The following is a 13833-nucleotide window of genomic DNA, read 5'->3' as shown; positions in this document are numbered from 1 at the left end:
AACGAGACACTTTGCACCCGCACACAAGGCTCGTAGCGTGTAGTCACCGAACTTTCACGAATCGAGACAGCCATGACCCAGGTTCACGACACGGCGACCGAAACGGTGCCACCCGCTGACATGACCACGCCCACGACCGCGCCGCCGACCACGACCGCGCCGAACGCTGCGGTTGCCGCTTCTGCTGAGGCCTCCTCCGCGACGCCCGCTATCAATGTCGAATGGTTGGGGGAGTACCTTCTGGGCAAATGGGCCGCGGCCCGCAAAGAGTCGCGTGCGCTCATGGCTAACCCTGAGCTGCACCAGGTTGGAGGTCTGTCGATGGCAGACCACCGCGAGCGGGTGCTAAATCAGCTGTCGATCCTGGTGGACAACAACGCCATTCAACGCGCTTTCCCCGCTGAGCTGGGCGGCAGCGATGATCACGGCGGCAACATTGCGGCCTTCGAAGAAGTTGTGCTCGCCGACCCCTCACTCCAGATCAAATCTGGTGTTCAGTGGGGCCTCTTCGGTTCCGCAGTTCTGCACCTTGGCACCAAAGAGCACCACGACAAGTGGCTGCCCAGCATCATGAGCCTTGAGACCCCCGGCGCCTTCGCGATGACCGAAATCGGTCACGGATCGGATGTCGCCAGCATTGCGACAACCGCAACCTACGACCCCGAGACTGATGAGTTCGTCATCAACACCCCGTTCCGGGCGGCGTGGAAAGATTACCTCGGCAACGCGGCCCTTCACGGTAAAGCCGCGACGGTGTTTGCGCAGCTCATCACCAAGGGCGTCAACCACGGAGTGCACGCGTTCTATGTTCCGCTGCGCGATGACAATGGCTTTTTGACCGGAGTCTCGGGCGAGGATGACGGCCTCAAGGGTGGCCTGAACGGTATCGATAACGGGCGGCTCCACTTCGACCACGTGCGCGTGCCCCGCATCAACCTGCTTAACCGCTACGGCAACGTCGACGAGAACGGCGACTACACCTCCGACATCGACAGCCCCGGTCGCCGCTTTTTCACGATGCTCGGCACGCTCGTTCAGGGCCGCGTCTCACTGGATGGTGCGGCCGTGCTCGCGAGCAAGCTCGCTCTCACCATCGCTATCAAGTACGGGTCGGAGCGTCGCCAATTTACGGCGGCCAGCGACACTCATGAAGAAGTGATCCTCGACTACCAGCGTCACCAGCGCCGCCTGTTGCCGCGCCTCGCTCAGACCTATGCCATGTCGTTTGCGCATGAAGAATTCCTCGAGAAGTTTGATGGAGTGTTCTCGGGGCGCACCGATACCGAAGCCGATCGCCAAGACCTCGAAACGATCGCGGCGGCCCTCAAGCCGCTGAGCACGTGGGCGGCGCTCGACACTCTGCAGGAAGCGCGTGAAGCGTGCGGCGGTGCCGGCTTTATGGCCGAGAACCGTCTCACTCAGATGCGCGCCGACCTCGACGTGTACGCCACATTTGAGGGCGACAATAACGTGCTGCTGCAGTTGGTTGCCAAGCGACTCCTCACCGACTATTCGCGCAAATTTGTGGGCGCGAGCCCGGGCACTCTTGCCCAGTACGCTGCCGACCAGGTTAACGAAGCGGCGGTTAACCGCTCAGGCCTGCGCCGCTTCGCCCAGAATGTCGTCGACTTTGGGTCAACGGCCCGCTCGATCGGTTATGTGCGCGACACCGATTCGCAGCGCCAGCTGCTCACCGACCGTGTGGAGACGATGGTGGCGGATGTCGCCGGCAAGTTGCGGCCCGCAACCAAGCTTCCCAAGGCTGAGGCCGCCGCGCTCTTCAACAGTCACCAGAACCAGCTGATCATGACCGCCTACGCGCATGCCGAACTGCTGCAGTGGGAGGCCTTCACCCGCGCTCTCGAAAAGATTGAGGACAAAGACACCGCTCAGGTCATGACCTGGTTGCGTGACCTCTTCGGTTTCACCCTGATCGAGAAGAACCTCGCCTGGTACCTGATGCACGGTCGCATTTCGACGAACCGCGCTCAGGCGATTACCGACTACATCGACGACCGACTGCTACCCCGCTTGCGTCCGCAGGCCCTAGATCTAGTGGCCGCGTTCGGTCTCACCGACGAGTTGGTGCGTGCACCGATCGCCAGCGGCGCCGAAGCTGTTCGTCAGAACGAGGCTCGCGACTACTACGCTGACCGCCGGGCTTCCGGCGATGAGCCCGTTCACGAGAAGGATCTGAAGAAGAAGAAGCGCCGCTAACCGTCCGTCGACTTGGCGTCGTTGACGGTGCGCTCGACCTCGCCCTCAGCGTCGTCATCGCCGCGGCGTGCGCCGTCGAGGCGCAGGCTGGCGAGAAATCCGATCGCCAAGAATCCGGCAGCCGCGAATGCGGCGTACCGCGTCGAATCGGTGAAGGCTTCACGGGCGTCGGCTGCGGCATCCGGCAACTTTTCGTCGAGGGTGCTGATGCCGGTGCCAGCGGAATCGACAACAAGATCTACGATCTGCGTGCGGGCTTCAGCGGGGATCTCTGGACGGTTCGCGAGCTTGGCGTCGAGCCCACTGCCGAGGCTCGCAAAGAGCACGGTACCGAGGATAGCGATTCCGAGAGCTGAACCAACCTGGCGAGCGGTGCTCTGGGTGCCAGATCCCTGACCTGACTGGCTGAGGGGTACATCCATCAGCACAACGCTGGTGAGCAGTGCCGTCGCGAGACCAACACCGAAACCATAAATGAAGAGCCCGGGTGCGATCTGCCACCACGCAGCATCCGGGTTGAGCGACAGTGCGACAATCAGGATGCCCACAATCTCGGCGGCAATACCCACCCGCACGATCGTGACGGGCGTGATCTTGTTGCCAAACGCACCCGCAAAGCCACTGGCCATGAACGAACCAATTGCGAGGGCGAGGATGACGAACCCGGTTTGCAGCGCGTCGTAGCCGAGCACATTTTGCAGCCACAGTGGCAGCGACAGGATGATGCCGAATTCGCCAAGGGAAACAATCATTGCGGCAATGTTTCCATTGCGGAATGACGGGATTCGCAGCAGGCCGAAGGCGAGCATGGTTGATTTTCCGGCGCGTTCGCGGGCAAAACCCCAGCGCACAAAAGCGATTCCGGCAGCGAGGGCAAGGGCAAACACGAACGGGATGGGAGAGATGCCCCAGGTCCAGAAATCGGGCGGGGTGTCGCTGAAGAACCAGCCGTAGCTGCGACCCTCAATGAGGGCGAACACCAGTGACGCGAACAGCACCACCGAGAGGAGCGCACCAACAATATCCACGCGTCGCTGGGCTGATGGTTCTTTTGACTCCATAGTGAAGATGAGGATGCCGATGATGATGATGACACCGAGCGGCACGTTAATGCCGAACGCCCATCGCCACGAGAAGTAGGTGGTGAGCCAGCCGCCGAGGAGAGGGCCAACGGCCGCCATTCCGCCAATGGTGGAGCCCCAGACGGCGAAGGCGATGGCGCGTTCACGGCCACGGAAGGTGGCGTTAATGGTCGAGAGGGAGGCGGGGAGAATCATCGCCCCGCCGATGCCCTGCACGAGGCGCGACGCGATGAGCAGTTCGCCGCTGGCTGCGGTGGCGGCGAGAATCGAGGAGAGTGCGAAGATGACGACACCAATGAGGAGCACTCGGCGGCGCCCGTAACGGTCGGCGAGGGTGCCGAAGACGAGAAGCAGAGCAGCAAAGACGAGGGTGTAACTCTCCTGAACCCACTGCACCTGGGTGGAGTTGAGGCCAAGATCTTCGACGACGGAGGGGATCGCAACGTTGACGATGGTGGAGTCAACGATGATGAGCGCGACGGCGATGCTGATGAAGAGAAGGCCGAGCCAACGCCGACGCGACGCCCGAATGTCGTTCATTAGGCGGTCTGCTCAGCGCGCAGCCGTGAAATGGCGAAAGCGGTTGCACTGACGAGGATGAGAACCACCGCAACAATGGCGGCGATTGCGGTGGGTTGGGAGATCAGGTCGCCACTAAGTCGGCCGACGGCGACCCAGGCGAGCCCCCAGCTGAGGGAGAGTGCCGGAGCGAAGTGGGCACGCCCCCGTGCGGCGAGAGCGATGCCCACTGCGGCAGCAACGGCGACGATGATTACACCCCACACGTCTTCGGGGATGCCAAAGCCGGTGAATCCGATCGCAACCAGCCAGGCTGTGATGTTGGCGGCAGTCGCAACACACACCCAGCCGAGGTAGAGGCCCATGGTGCCGTCGGTAACGATCGCATCGATCGCCCCGGCGGCGGGAAGTTTTATGGTGATGAAGAACGCCCGGATGAGAATGATCAGCAGCAGAATGATCACGGGAACGCTGAGTGCAAGTTGGTTGAACTGGATGGAGAGAATCCAGGCCGCGTTGAGCACCAGGGATGCGGCAACCCAGTAGCCGATACGTCGGTGAAGTTCGGTGCTGGTTTGCTTCGGTAGCATCTGCCAGACGGCGTAGGCCACAAGCCCAAAGTAAATGACGCTCCAGATACCGAAGGCGGCGCCGGCGGGGGCAATAACGGTGGCATCCGCGCTGAGTGCGCCCCCGGCAGCATTTTGTACCGGTGTGCCACCCGACGCCCCAGAGCCAACAAAAGCTCCAATTAGTGCAAAGGTCGCGCTCGCGGCGACGGTAATCTGCCTGACCACATCTCTGGATTCACGCATCACGTTTCCCTTCAGTCGCTCCCTAGCCTAGAACTCTTGAGCGGTAGTCAACCGAGGAATCGCTGAATCATAGGTGTCGGCCAAAGTGAGAGGAGGGCCGGGGCGCTGCAGGGCACCGCAGGGCAGGCGCGGGTAGCGCGCCGCTGACCCGATTGGCGGGTGGCTAGCGGAACCCGGAGAGCAGGCTCGGCACCGCAAGGTTGATGAGCAGGATGATGCCGGTGAGTGCAACGATCGCTCCCATCGTGTAGAGCGCAAGCTTGCCGAGGACGGTGATGACAGAGATGGCGTTCATGTTCTAAGGATATCGGAGTCGCGCGTGTGGTGGTGATCGAGCGCTTTAGCGGATGGAGGACTATCGTCGTAACATGAGCACTTCGCCTCCGTCATCCTTGCGACGAGTGACCATCGCCGATATCGCGAGTGCCTCGGGTGTGTCGATCGGCGCAGTGTCGTTCGCGCTCAACGGCCGCAAGGGAGTGTCTGAGTCCACTCGCGAGCGTGTGATGCAAGTGGCTGACGAACTTGGTTGGGCTCCGGCGCGCGCGGCGCGATCCCTCGCTGAAGCGAAGACCGACACCATCGGGTTCGTGCTTGCCCGCGACCCGTACATGTTGGGGGTCGAGACCTTTTACATGCGGTTCATTGCGGGGCTAGAGTCTGAGTTCGCTGAGCGAGGCTACGCACTGCTGCTCCAGCTGGCGCCGAACAGAGATGAAGAACTCCTCACGCTCAAGCGATGGCGCAACTCGCGACAGGTTGATGGTGTGATTCTGGTCGACCTCGCCGTCGATGACCGCCGAGTGGCGCAGCTTTCGAAGCCCGGTGCACTCCCGGCAATCGCGGTCGGTGATCCTTCGGTTGCTGGTGCGCTGTCATCTGTCTGGACGGACGACGATGCGTCGATGAGATCGGCGGTTGATTATCTGTCGTCACTCGGGCATCGCCGCATTGCGCGAGTGGCTGGCTTGACCGACCTCGCACACACCACCATCCGTGACGCAGCATTTCGGGATGAAATGAGCGCGCGGGGACTCGTACCCACGATACTTCGAACGGATTACACGGCAGAAGAGAGCGCCGCCGCAACACGCACAGCGCTGCGCAGTGATACTCCACCAACAGCATTTATCTACGACAACGACATCATGGCTGTCGCGGGGCTACGAGAAGTAGGCAGGGAAGGTTTCTCGGTGCCTGCTGACGTGTCAATTATTGGCTGGGATGATTCGGTGCTGTGTGACTACACCGCACCATCGTTAACGGCGCTGAGCCACGACATTGTTGCTTTTGGGGCGCATGTTGGGCGCCGGCTGTTTGACGTGATCGCAGGCGCCGAAGCCGGAGCGTTCAAGGATTCCACCCCGGAGCTTATTGTGCGGGAGTCCACTGGGCCTGCACCGCGGTAGTGCTCTTGTGGTTGCTAGTAGGCCCATTGTCGCGGCAGAGTGCGCTCAGAATTCAGCAAATGGGTAATGAATAGTTTGCGATGTGATGCGAGAATCTCGTCGCGATCAACCGTCACTTCCGTCTCACTGCTTGGATCGTGAGAAACCTCCCAGAGCTGCTCGGTCCCATCGGCAGAAATTACGTATCGGTGGTGGGGCGTTCTGATCGATCTCCACCCCTCATGCTCGGTGACCGCAATATCGGTGCCATCAAAGGGTTTCCCCTGCAGCACCGAAAGCAGTGACCTTCCCTGCATATCGGTCGGTACGGGAACGCCGAGAGCTTCAAGAATGGTTGGCGCGACATCCACCGCTTCAACGATCTGGGATTCGTGGTGACCACTAATCCCGCCGGGAAGGGCTGCGATGAGCGGCACCCGCGAAACAGCGTCGTCTCCCGGGTATCCCTTGGAGAGTCGAAGGTGGTCGCCGAGCCACTCGCCGTGGTCGGACACGAACATGATGAGGGTGCGATCTGTTCGCCCCAGTTCATTGAGTGTTGTGAGGATGCGGCCGACGTGGAAATCGACTTCGCTGATGGCAGCAAAGTACCCGTGTTTGATTTCGCGCAGCTGATCATCGCTGAGCCCGATCGCCTCTTGGTTCTCTTGTTCAAGCGGAGTCAGCGCGGGCAGAGGAAGCTCATCACGGTCATAAAGATCAAGAAATTTTTGGGGCACGTGATAGGGGGCGTGCGGCGAAAAGAAGCTCGCGATTGTGAACGATCGTTCATGCTCGCCTAGGGCGTGTCTCCTAATGCTGCCGGGCCTGTCTGACAGACTTAATCCATGTCTCGTGCTGCCGTGTTGTCTGACAGTGAGTGGGCTCGCCTTGAGCCGTTGATGCCGTCCTCGAAGAATTGCCCGGGTCGTCCGTTCCAAGACCACCGCCGCATTCTGGAAGGCATCATTTATCGGTATCGGGCGGGGATTCCCTGGCGGGATTTGCCGGAATCTTTTGGTCCGTGGCAGACCGTCTGGAAACGTCACCGGCGTTTCAGTGGCGACGGTACGTGGGACGCCATTATGACCCGGCTGCTTTCGCAGGCTGACGCTGCTGGGTTGATTGATTGGGAGGTGTCCGTGGACTCCACGGTCAACCGCGCCCACCAGCACGGCACCAATCTTCCGCGCACCACAGGGGGAACTTCAGAACTACACGAATCTGCTCACTGAGCCTGCTGACCACGCAATTGGCCGGTCACGCGGCGGATTGACGACGAAGATTCACGCGTTGTGTGACGCGAATCTTCGACCGTTGGTGATTCTGCTGGGACCGGGGCAGGGCGGTGACTCACCGATGTTCCCCGAAGTCTTGGGGAGCCTGCGAGTGCCTCGGCTCGGCGGGGGTCGGCCTCGCACGACGCCGGATCGAGCGATGGGTGACAAAGCGTATTCGTCCAAAGCTAATCGGAAAATGCTCCGGGATCGTGGCATTCATGCCGTGATCCCGGAACGATCGGACCAGGTCGCCAATCGGAAACGACGTGGCCAAGCCGGAGGTCGCCCTCCCACTTTTGACAAGGTGTCCTACAAACGCCGCAACGTCATTGAGCGGTGTTTCGAGGTCTTCAAGCAGTGGCGTGGCATCGCCACCCGCTACGACAAACTCGCCCTCACCTACCGCGGCGGGGTTGTCCTCCGGGCCATAATCATCTGGGCTAAGGCATTAGGAGACACGCCCTAGTGGCCCTTGCTGATTGTTTCGCGGCTGTAGTTGGTGGCGGTGCCTCCGGCGATCTGGTCAGCGCGAACTTGCAGCCAGTAGGTCAGCTGGTCTTGCTGCTCAGCCAGCAGAATGGTGAGGCGGTCAAGATAGGCACCGGTAGCTGCGATTGGTTCGGCACTGAACGCACTTTGCCCGGCATCGTTGGTGATCCATTCGCGCTTGCCGGTGATGTGGCGCTGAGTGCGTCGGGTGTCTGCTTCCAACTTTTTGATGCGGTTAGCGACGGTCTGCACGCGCCTGTGCCTGGTCTGCGGCTGTGGCTTTGCGGTCGGCCTTGGAATCAAGCGCGCCCGCGCGCTGTTCTTGGCGCTCAATTTTTCCCGCCTCTACTTCGGCGGTGGATCGGGTGGCCTCGTCAATTTCTGTTGCGACCTCGAACCCTGCCGCGCGTAATGCTGTGGCGGCGGCGTTGATGGTGTGCCACTTCGGCAGGCGGTCGCGGCTCTGCGGCACAAACCACGCCGCGATGCTACGCCCCCAGCGCCAGCGCTGAGCCTTCAAGATTTCGGCCGTTCCATCTCCGCGCACTGTGCCCTCAACCATGGTTCCGGCTTCGTGTGTGTGGGTGATTGTCAGCATGTTCTTCTTCTCTCTTCCACGTTTTTTTGCCAAAGCGGCGCTTCGTGCCGATGGGAGGTGAAGCGGAACACAACCCGTAGGACTGCGGGGCGAAGAATTTTGGTGCGAAATAAGGGAGCTTGCGACCGCGTACAAAAAATCTTCGGAGGAGCAGGCGGCTGCAAGCCGCTTGTGTGGAGCAAAGCCGACCGTAAAATCGCTCGCAGAGCGCTTTGGCAAAAACGTGAGCGCCAGCTCACCAGGGAAACTGCGGCGTTACGCCGTCGACCTTTGCTTCTTATTGTGCCTATTTGAGCCATACCCCAACGGATAAGTCCACGTCATCCTCAAGAGTCGGTTGCAAAGACTTCAGCAGTCGTCTTCGGGACACGATCGTCCGTAAGAGAAACCTTCAGTGATGCGACGACCCAAGCCGATCGTGAGAGCGATTCGTGGTCCCACTTAACCGCCGAACTCAACTCAGGACTTTATTGAGAAGCGCGCGATACTCATGATCAGCCAAGTCCAAGGATTTCGCCTCACCCAAAGTGGACCAGTCGAGCGCGTCATGCTCGGTCGGCGCAGCGTTGACGATGTCACCCTCCCTCTCGGGGCTCTTCACATCTCCAGGTTGAACGCGGTTTCGGGTGGGCCGGGCCTCGGTGCCCGGCCTGCAGACTCGAGCTGGGTATTGAGCTGCAAGCCATCGGTGAGAGCATCGGTATCGCTTGCAACTGCCGGATCCCGTGCACGGGATCCTCGACCGTCTGTGTTTGGCGTCTCTGTCTTGCTTAGGGGGGTGGGCCGGCCCTGCTGGGTCGGCCCACCGTGGTTAGAGTGTGGCAGCTTCCTCGGTGTTGGTGATGAGGGTGGCGCGGCTCTCCCGGATGAGGCGGTGGCATCCGGCGGATGCCGCGCTGGTGACCGGTCCCGGCACCGCGCCAACTGGACGGCCGAGGGCGGCGGCGTGGCTCGCGGTGTTCAACGATCCGGAACGCCACCCTGCCTCGGTGACGACCACGGTGGCGCTGTTGGCGGCTATCAGTCGGTTGCGTTGCAGGAAACGCCACCGGGTCGGCATGGCCCCGCACGGTAGCTCGGATACCACCACGCCATGCTCAACAATTCGACCAAGGAGTGCGTCGTGACCTGACGGGTAGAACCTGTCGACCCCTCCGGCAAGGTAGGCGATAGTACGACCACCGGAGGCAAGCGCCGCCCGGTGAGCCATCCCATCAATGCCATACGCGGCACCTGAAGCGATAGTGTGGCCGCGCTCGACAAGCCCGGCAGTAATTTCCATGGTGATGTGTTCCCCGTAGCCGGTGGCGGCTCGGGCTCCGACGATGGCCGTGGTCTTATCGTCGATCAGGATCTCGCTGTTGCCACGCACCCACAGTGCGAACGGGGCGTTTATGCCCAGATCGTTCATGCGGGTGGGCCAGTGTGGATGCTCGGGGGTGATCAGGGTTGCCACGAGCCGCCCAATGTCGCCATCTCCCGGTTCGCTCATCGAGGACAGCGCGACGCGGGCGAGGGTGTCCAGCGTGAGGCCGTGGTGCTGCTGGTGAATGCTATCAAGGGTGCTGCTAGTAATGGTAGTCATGGGGTTCTCTCTTCCCTCAACTGATTTTTTGCCTGTCTGGCAAGAGAATCGATTGAGAGCGAAAGTGCCGGCAGTGAAGGGTCGTGGAATACCGGAACGCAGTGAGGATATGCCGCGAAAGCCCGCAAAGAGAGGCACGAAGCGAACTACGATGACCGGCCAGACAGACAAAAAAGTCCCTAACAAAACAGCCGGGAAGCGGTCCGTATAGACCAAGTCGCGGGCGTGTGCGCCGTCCGATGTGTTGATGTCAGCCGGAGAATGTGAGGGGCTTAGGGGCCCGTCGGGCTTTGCGTCTGTGTCAGTGGCAAGGTCGTATGGGTTTTCGGTGGCGGCGCTTCTGATCGCGTCTGGTTCGGCCGCCCTCCACCCGGCGACGATATCTATCTGAACAGGTGTGTTGTCAAGAACAACGCGTTGAGCCGGCTCCGATTTGCCCACGAGAGGCGGCCCGCCAGAACCCGTCAGGCCGAATCCGCAAAGTGTTGCACTTGACGCACCTGAGTGACAATTCCATGCGGGCAGGCTATCCGCGACATCGCAATCCAGTCGGCGGCTCAGGCCTCAATCACGGTACGGAAGTATTCGAACGCCGTCCCACTTACGGGCGCCTCTGGCTGCAATCGGGCCACGCTTGCGCGATACGAATCTTGTTTAGCGGGTGACGGGACAACCGGCAGATTGTTCTACTAGAGTTTAGAACATGTTGTTCCGGGTGGATCATGCATCCACGGTGTCCCTTGCGGGGCAGATCGCTGTTCAGATCCGGGTGGCCGTCCTCAAGGGCGAGCTGGTTCCGAGCGAGCGACTTCCGGCTGCTCGCGAGTTGGCGACTTCTTTGGGCATCAATATGCACACGGTGCTCCGTGCGTATGGCGTTTTGCGTGATGAGCGCATCATCGAGATGCGGCAGGGCCGGGGAGCGTGGGTGCATCCCGAAGTTGAACCAGGTTTTGTGCGATTGGGAGCGATCGCCGAACAGTTCCGGGCAGAGGCGCGAAGACTGGGACTGTCCCAGCCAGAGATTCGTCGAATAATCGAAGGAACGCCATCATGAACACCGAGAGCTCCGACCGAGCGCGAGTTCGAGATGTCATTGCGGCGCTCACGCTGTGGGTTCCCCTCGCCGTCACGGTCATAACGTGGCTGTTTTGGCGCGAGATGCTTCCGTCGGATCTCCCGCGCCAATGGGGTAGCAACGGGGTGAGCTCGACGTGGCCGACGGGCTTGGCGATAGTTCTGGTGTCGTTGGTGTGCGTTGGCTCTGCCATCATCTCGACCTTCGCGCTTCGAGAGAGTGCGGCCTATATTCGCCGTAAAACTTTCCTGTGGAGTGGGTTCGCCGCCGGTCTGGCATGTGGGGTCTGGCTGGTGACTGCCGGCTCGACTATTACCTCCGGAACCACCGCCGTGCCGCAGGTCGGCGCGTGGCCGTTGCTTTTCATGGTGTTGCTGGCGTACGGCCTGATTCCGTTCCTGATCGCACACCAGTGGGTGGAGCCAGAGCCGACGGAGCCTCCCGTCGAAGTGCTCTTTACTCCGACAGAAACCGGCGCGTGGATTTCCACCGTCACCGTCCCGATATTCGCAGTAGTCGGCGTGGCCATGCTTAGCGGCGGAGTCGCTTTGCTCGTTCTTGCCTCCCGCGAACAATCTACGGGAGGCGACCTATGGGGCGCAGCGATTCTGCTGGTCCTGGTAGTGCCGATGGTGGCATTCGCTCGCGTGCGCATCAGTGTGGACTGGCGGGGCCTCAAAGTCGTTACCTGGATATTGGGTATCTCGCTGAAAACAATTCCACTCGTCTCGGTCAAGTCTGTCCACACCGAAGCCCTGAAACCAGAGCAATGGGGCGGATGGGGCTACCGGGTTATGCCTGGCCGATCGGCCATAATCCTCCGCACCGGACCTGGGATCGTCGTCGATACAACCAACGGCAAACAGTTCGCTCTCTCACTCAAGACTCCAGAAACCCCCGCGGCACTCCTCTCAACGTTGAGCGCCCCTGCAAGGTGACTCCTCATAAGAGGGCAAGCCGAGCAGGAGGCTCAGCTTGCGGGCCATCAAAGCAACGAAGTGTTCGTTAGTGGCGGATCCATAAAAGCTCACGATCCTCGATGCGCCCCGCTAAAGGTTTCCCCTGGGGCGAAAGTGAAAAGCCGTTGTGATGTAAGTCTCGCGTGCTCCCTTACATGGCGGCCAGCGACCGTCTACGTTGCAACCCTGACCGCACTGCTGGCGCTGGTAATATCTCATTTGTACGTCCTCAGGGCGGGGTGAGATTCCCCACCGGCGGTGTCGCGGCGAATCCGTGTAAGCCCGCGAGTGTCTCCACTGTGGGGGTGCTGACCCGGTGTGATTCCGGGGCCGACGGTTATAGTCCGGATGAGAGAGGACGGGAGGAGCAATCACTATGTCTAGTGTCGTAATCGTTGCCGCGCAATGGCACTCGGAAATCGTCGAACGGGCCGTCGAAGCATTCACAGATCGCCTCCGGGACGTCGGGATCGGCGATGTGGACGTCGTCCGGGTTCCGGGTGCATTCGAAATCCCTCTGCACATCCAGCGACTTGCGCGCTCTGGCAGCTACGACGCTATCGCTGCCTGTGCGCTCGTGGCGGACGGGGGAATCTACCGACATGACTTCGTGGCGTCGACAGTGGTCGACGCGCTAATGCGCGTGCAGTTGGAGACCGAGGTGCCGGTGTTCTCGGCCGTGTTGACTCCGCATCACTTCCACGGTCATCAGGAGCACGTAGACTACTTCGAGCGCCACTTCGCGGTCAAAGGCCGAGAATTAGCTGACGCCGTCGCGCAAACGCTCGCAAGCCTCGCTGCCATCCACTGACCGCCCAGAGAACGTTCGCCCGACGGCACGATAGCAAGCCGAGATTGGGCCTCAATCGTCCGACAATATGCTATATTTGTATAGCATTCATAGGAGGATCCCATGCCACAAATCAATCTTCGCGTTGATGACGAGACGGAGCACCGCCTGCAGTACCTGTCTTCACGCACGGGAAGATCGAAGACGTTCTATGCGACCGAGGCATTGACGCAGTATCTGGACGAGAATGAGGACTACCTTCTGGCGAAAGATGCGTTGGAGGAATTCACTCAATCAAATGACGATGCTATCGATCTTGAAGACGTGATCTGGCCTGCGTGAGCTACACGATCAGGTTCACTCCGAAAGCAGCGAAACAGGTTGGAAAACTTGATCCTGCGGCAGCGAAGCGTATCCGTGGTTTTCTTGAGCAGAAGCTCGCGCAGCTTGATAACCCGCGCCTTCTCGGTAAGAAGCTTGTGAATGATGAATTCTGGCGCTACCGAGTCGGTGATTATCGGATCCTCACCAACATTGATGACGACCAGATATTGATCCTTATTGTTGAGGTTGCGCACCGTCGCGAGGTTTACAGAAAACTCTAAACACAGGAGAACGGTTCGAGGGCGCTAGTGCCCGAGCAAGCATTCCTGTCCCGCTCGACGATTCCCTGCGGGCAGCGGCAGCGGTGCTCAGTGGCGAAGCTTAGTTGGCGGTAGCGGTAAGTTTGCTAAGCAGCTGAGCGAGCATGTTCCGTTCATCCGTCGATCGTGGCGCGAGAATCGTTTCCTCGGTCGTGAGGTGGTCGGGCAACACCTTGTCTAGGAGCTCCCGTCCTGCCTTGGTGATTTGTACGAACTTCCCGCGTCCGTACTGCCCGAACTGATTGCCACCTAACCTAAAACCACTGACCCCACCCGGTGAAACGAAAGCACACCACTCGCACGGACGCAACTCCAAAACACTCCAAGCGGACATCGACCAGTGATTTGGCCTGGGTTTAGTTCCGACCTTTAGACAAGGATGTTGTGTC

General features: G+C 60.4%; 16 protein-coding genes and 1 riboswitch. Of the genes, 8 read left to right on the top strand and 8 right to left on the bottom strand.

Annotated elements, in window-relative coordinates; translation table 11 throughout:
• Positions 1-72 precede the first annotated feature (72 nt).
• Positions 73-2217: an acyl-CoA dehydrogenase family protein gene (locus tag FB472_RS08690; RefSeq protein ID WP_141990571.1), complete on the top strand. Its 2145-nt coding sequence runs from the start codon at positions 73-75 to the stop codon at positions 2215-2217.
• On the opposite strand, the gene FB472_RS08685 is transcribed toward FB472_RS08690, so the two are convergent.
• The 3 genes from FB472_RS08685 to FB472_RS14495 all read right to left on the bottom strand — a co-directional run bounded on the left by FB472_RS08685 (position 2214) and on the right by FB472_RS14495 (position 4928).
• Positions 2214-3839 carry an MFS transporter gene (locus FB472_RS08685; protein WP_141990570.1) on the bottom strand — a complete coding sequence of 542 codons (1626 nt, stop codon included), beginning with the start codon at positions 3837-3839 and terminating at the stop codon, positions 2214-2216. The two genes, FB472_RS08690 and FB472_RS08685, sit on opposite strands and share 4 nt — an antisense overlap.
• Entirely contained in the window at positions 3839-4633 is a 795-nt protein-coding gene (locus FB472_RS08680) for a tryptophan-rich sensory protein (RefSeq protein ID WP_141990569.1), read from the bottom strand. Before FB472_RS08680 ends, FB472_RS08685 begins: the two co-directional genes overlap by 1 nt.
• 163 nt (positions 4634-4796) lie before the next feature.
• Positions 4797-4928, bottom strand: coding sequence for a hypothetical protein (locus FB472_RS14495; protein ID WP_281283276.1), 132 nt, complete (start codon positions 4926-4928; stop codon positions 4797-4799).
• A gap of 73 nt (positions 4929-5001) precedes the next feature.
• On the opposite strand from FB472_RS14495, the gene FB472_RS08675 reads away from it, so the two are divergent.
• On the top strand, positions 5002-6042 hold the full coding sequence (locus FB472_RS08675; protein WP_141990568.1) for a LacI family DNA-binding transcriptional regulator: 1041 nt from the start codon (positions 5002-5004) through the stop codon (positions 6040-6042).
• Between the two features lie 14 nt (positions 6043-6056).
• Here FB472_RS08675 and FB472_RS08670 read toward each other — a convergent pair whose 3' ends face one another.
• On the bottom strand, positions 6057-6968 hold the full coding sequence (locus FB472_RS08670) for a sulfatase family protein (RefSeq protein WP_141990567.1): 912 nt from the start codon (positions 6966-6968) through the stop codon (positions 6057-6059).
• On the opposite strand from FB472_RS08670, the gene FB472_RS08665 reads away from it, so the two are divergent.
• Positions 6870-7767, top strand: a protein-coding gene (locus FB472_RS08665; protein WP_141990566.1) for an IS5 family transposase whose coding sequence is annotated in 2 segments (ribosomal slippage) — positions 6870-7232 and positions 7234-7767 — 897 coding nt in all. Because the reading frame shifts where the segments join, the coding sequence is not laid out codon by codon here. The two genes, FB472_RS08670 and FB472_RS08665, sit on opposite strands and share 99 nt — an antisense overlap.
• On the opposite strand, the gene FB472_RS08660 is transcribed toward FB472_RS08665, so the two are convergent.
• The 4 genes from FB472_RS08660 to dprA form a co-directional block, all read right to left on the bottom strand.
• Entirely contained in the window at positions 7764-8042 is a 279-nt protein-coding gene (locus tag FB472_RS08660; protein WP_141990565.1) for a hypothetical protein, read from the bottom strand. The two genes, FB472_RS08665 and FB472_RS08660, sit on opposite strands and share 4 nt — an antisense overlap.
• Positions 8026-8388 carry a hypothetical protein gene (locus FB472_RS08655; protein WP_141990564.1) on the bottom strand — a complete coding sequence of 121 codons (363 nt, stop codon included), beginning with the start codon at positions 8386-8388 and terminating at the stop codon, positions 8026-8028. Before FB472_RS08655 ends, FB472_RS08660 begins: the two co-directional genes overlap by 17 nt.
• Before the next feature lie 454 nt (positions 8389-8842).
• Entirely contained in the window at positions 8843-8989 is a 147-nt protein-coding gene (locus FB472_RS14015; protein ID WP_170192067.1) for a hypothetical protein, read from the bottom strand.
• A gap of 210 nt (positions 8990-9199) precedes the next feature.
• Positions 9200-9973 carry a DNA-processing protein DprA gene (gene dprA, locus FB472_RS08650; protein ID WP_141990563.1) on the bottom strand — a complete coding sequence of 258 codons (774 nt, stop codon included), beginning with the start codon at positions 9971-9973 and terminating at the stop codon, positions 9200-9202.
• A gap of 703 nt (positions 9974-10676) precedes the next feature.
• Here dprA and FB472_RS08645 point away from each other — a divergent pair.
• The 5 genes from FB472_RS08645 to FB472_RS08625 all read left to right on the top strand — a co-directional run bounded on the left by FB472_RS08645 (position 10677) and on the right by FB472_RS08625 (position 13405).
• Positions 10677-11030 (top strand): GntR family transcriptional regulator, encoded by a 354-nt coding sequence (locus FB472_RS08645; RefSeq protein ID WP_141990562.1) that lies wholly within the window; start codon positions 10677-10679, stop codon positions 11028-11030.
• Entirely contained in the window at positions 11027-11989 is a 963-nt protein-coding gene (locus tag FB472_RS08640) for a hypothetical protein (protein ID WP_141990561.1), read from the top strand. The genes FB472_RS08645 and FB472_RS08640 overlap by 4 nt, the downstream gene beginning before the upstream one ends.
• A 242-nt stretch (positions 11990-12231) precedes the next feature.
• Positions 12232-12374: riboswitch (FMN riboswitch) on the top strand.
• A gap of 12 nt (positions 12375-12386) precedes the next feature.
• Positions 12387-12821 (top strand): 6,7-dimethyl-8-ribityllumazine synthase, encoded by a 435-nt coding sequence (locus tag FB472_RS08635; RefSeq protein WP_141990560.1) that lies wholly within the window; start codon positions 12387-12389, stop codon positions 12819-12821.
• 102 nt (positions 12822-12923) lie between these two features.
• Positions 12924-13142 carry a type II toxin-antitoxin system RelB family antitoxin gene (gene relB / locus FB472_RS08630; protein WP_141990559.1) on the top strand — a complete coding sequence of 73 codons (219 nt, stop codon included), beginning with the start codon at positions 12924-12926 and terminating at the stop codon, positions 13140-13142.
• On the top strand, positions 13139-13405 hold the full coding sequence (locus FB472_RS08625) for a type II toxin-antitoxin system RelE family toxin (RefSeq protein WP_141990558.1): 267 nt from the start codon (positions 13139-13141) through the stop codon (positions 13403-13405). Before relB ends, FB472_RS08625 begins: the two co-directional genes overlap by 4 nt.
• Positions 13406-13833 lie beyond the last annotated feature (428 nt).

The sequence above is a fragment of the Rhodoglobus vestalii genome (genome assembly GCF_006788895.1).
Classification (GTDB): Bacteria; Actinomycetota; Actinomycetes; order Actinomycetales; family Microbacteriaceae; genus Rhodoglobus; species Rhodoglobus vestalii.
This window is presented reverse-complemented; position numbering and strand designations above follow the sequence as displayed.

What these genes read in the sequence shown, in the direction of transcription:
- FB472_RS08690 (WP_141990571.1), top strand. Translation starts at nt 73, where the DNA reads ATGACCCAGGTTCACGACACGGCGACCGAAACGGTGCCACCCGCTGAC.
- FB472_RS08685 (WP_141990570.1), bottom strand. Translation starts at nt 3,839, where the DNA reads ATGAACGACATTCGGGCGTCGCGTCGGCGTTGGCTCGGCCTTCTCTTC.
- FB472_RS08680 (WP_141990569.1), bottom strand. Translation starts at nt 4,633, where the DNA reads ATGCGTGAATCCAGAGATGTGGTCAGGCAGATTACCGTCGCCGCGAGC.
- FB472_RS14495 (WP_281283276.1), bottom strand. Translation starts at nt 4,928, where the DNA reads ATGAACGCCATCTCTGTCATCACCGTCCTCGGCAAGCTTGCGCTCTAC.
- FB472_RS08675 (WP_141990568.1), top strand. Translation starts at nt 5,002, where the DNA reads ATGAGCACTTCGCCTCCGTCATCCTTGCGACGAGTGACCATCGCCGAT.
- FB472_RS08655 (WP_141990564.1), bottom strand. Translation starts at nt 8,388, where the DNA reads ATGCTGACAATCACCCACACACACGAAGCCGGAACCATGGTTGAGGGC.
- dprA (WP_141990563.1), bottom strand. Translation starts at nt 9,973, where the DNA reads ATGACTACCATTACTAGCAGCACCCTTGATAGCATTCACCAGCAGCAC.
- FB472_RS08645 (WP_141990562.1), top strand. Translation starts at nt 10,677, where the DNA reads ATGTTGTTCCGGGTGGATCATGCATCCACGGTGTCCCTTGCGGGGCAG.
- FB472_RS08640 (WP_141990561.1), top strand. Translation starts at nt 11,027, where the DNA reads ATGAACACCGAGAGCTCCGACCGAGCGCGAGTTCGAGATGTCATTGCG.
- FB472_RS08635 (WP_141990560.1), top strand. Translation starts at nt 12,387, where the DNA reads ATGTCTAGTGTCGTAATCGTTGCCGCGCAATGGCACTCGGAAATCGTC.
- relB (WP_141990559.1), top strand. Translation starts at nt 12,924, where the DNA reads ATGCCACAAATCAATCTTCGCGTTGATGACGAGACGGAGCACCGCCTG.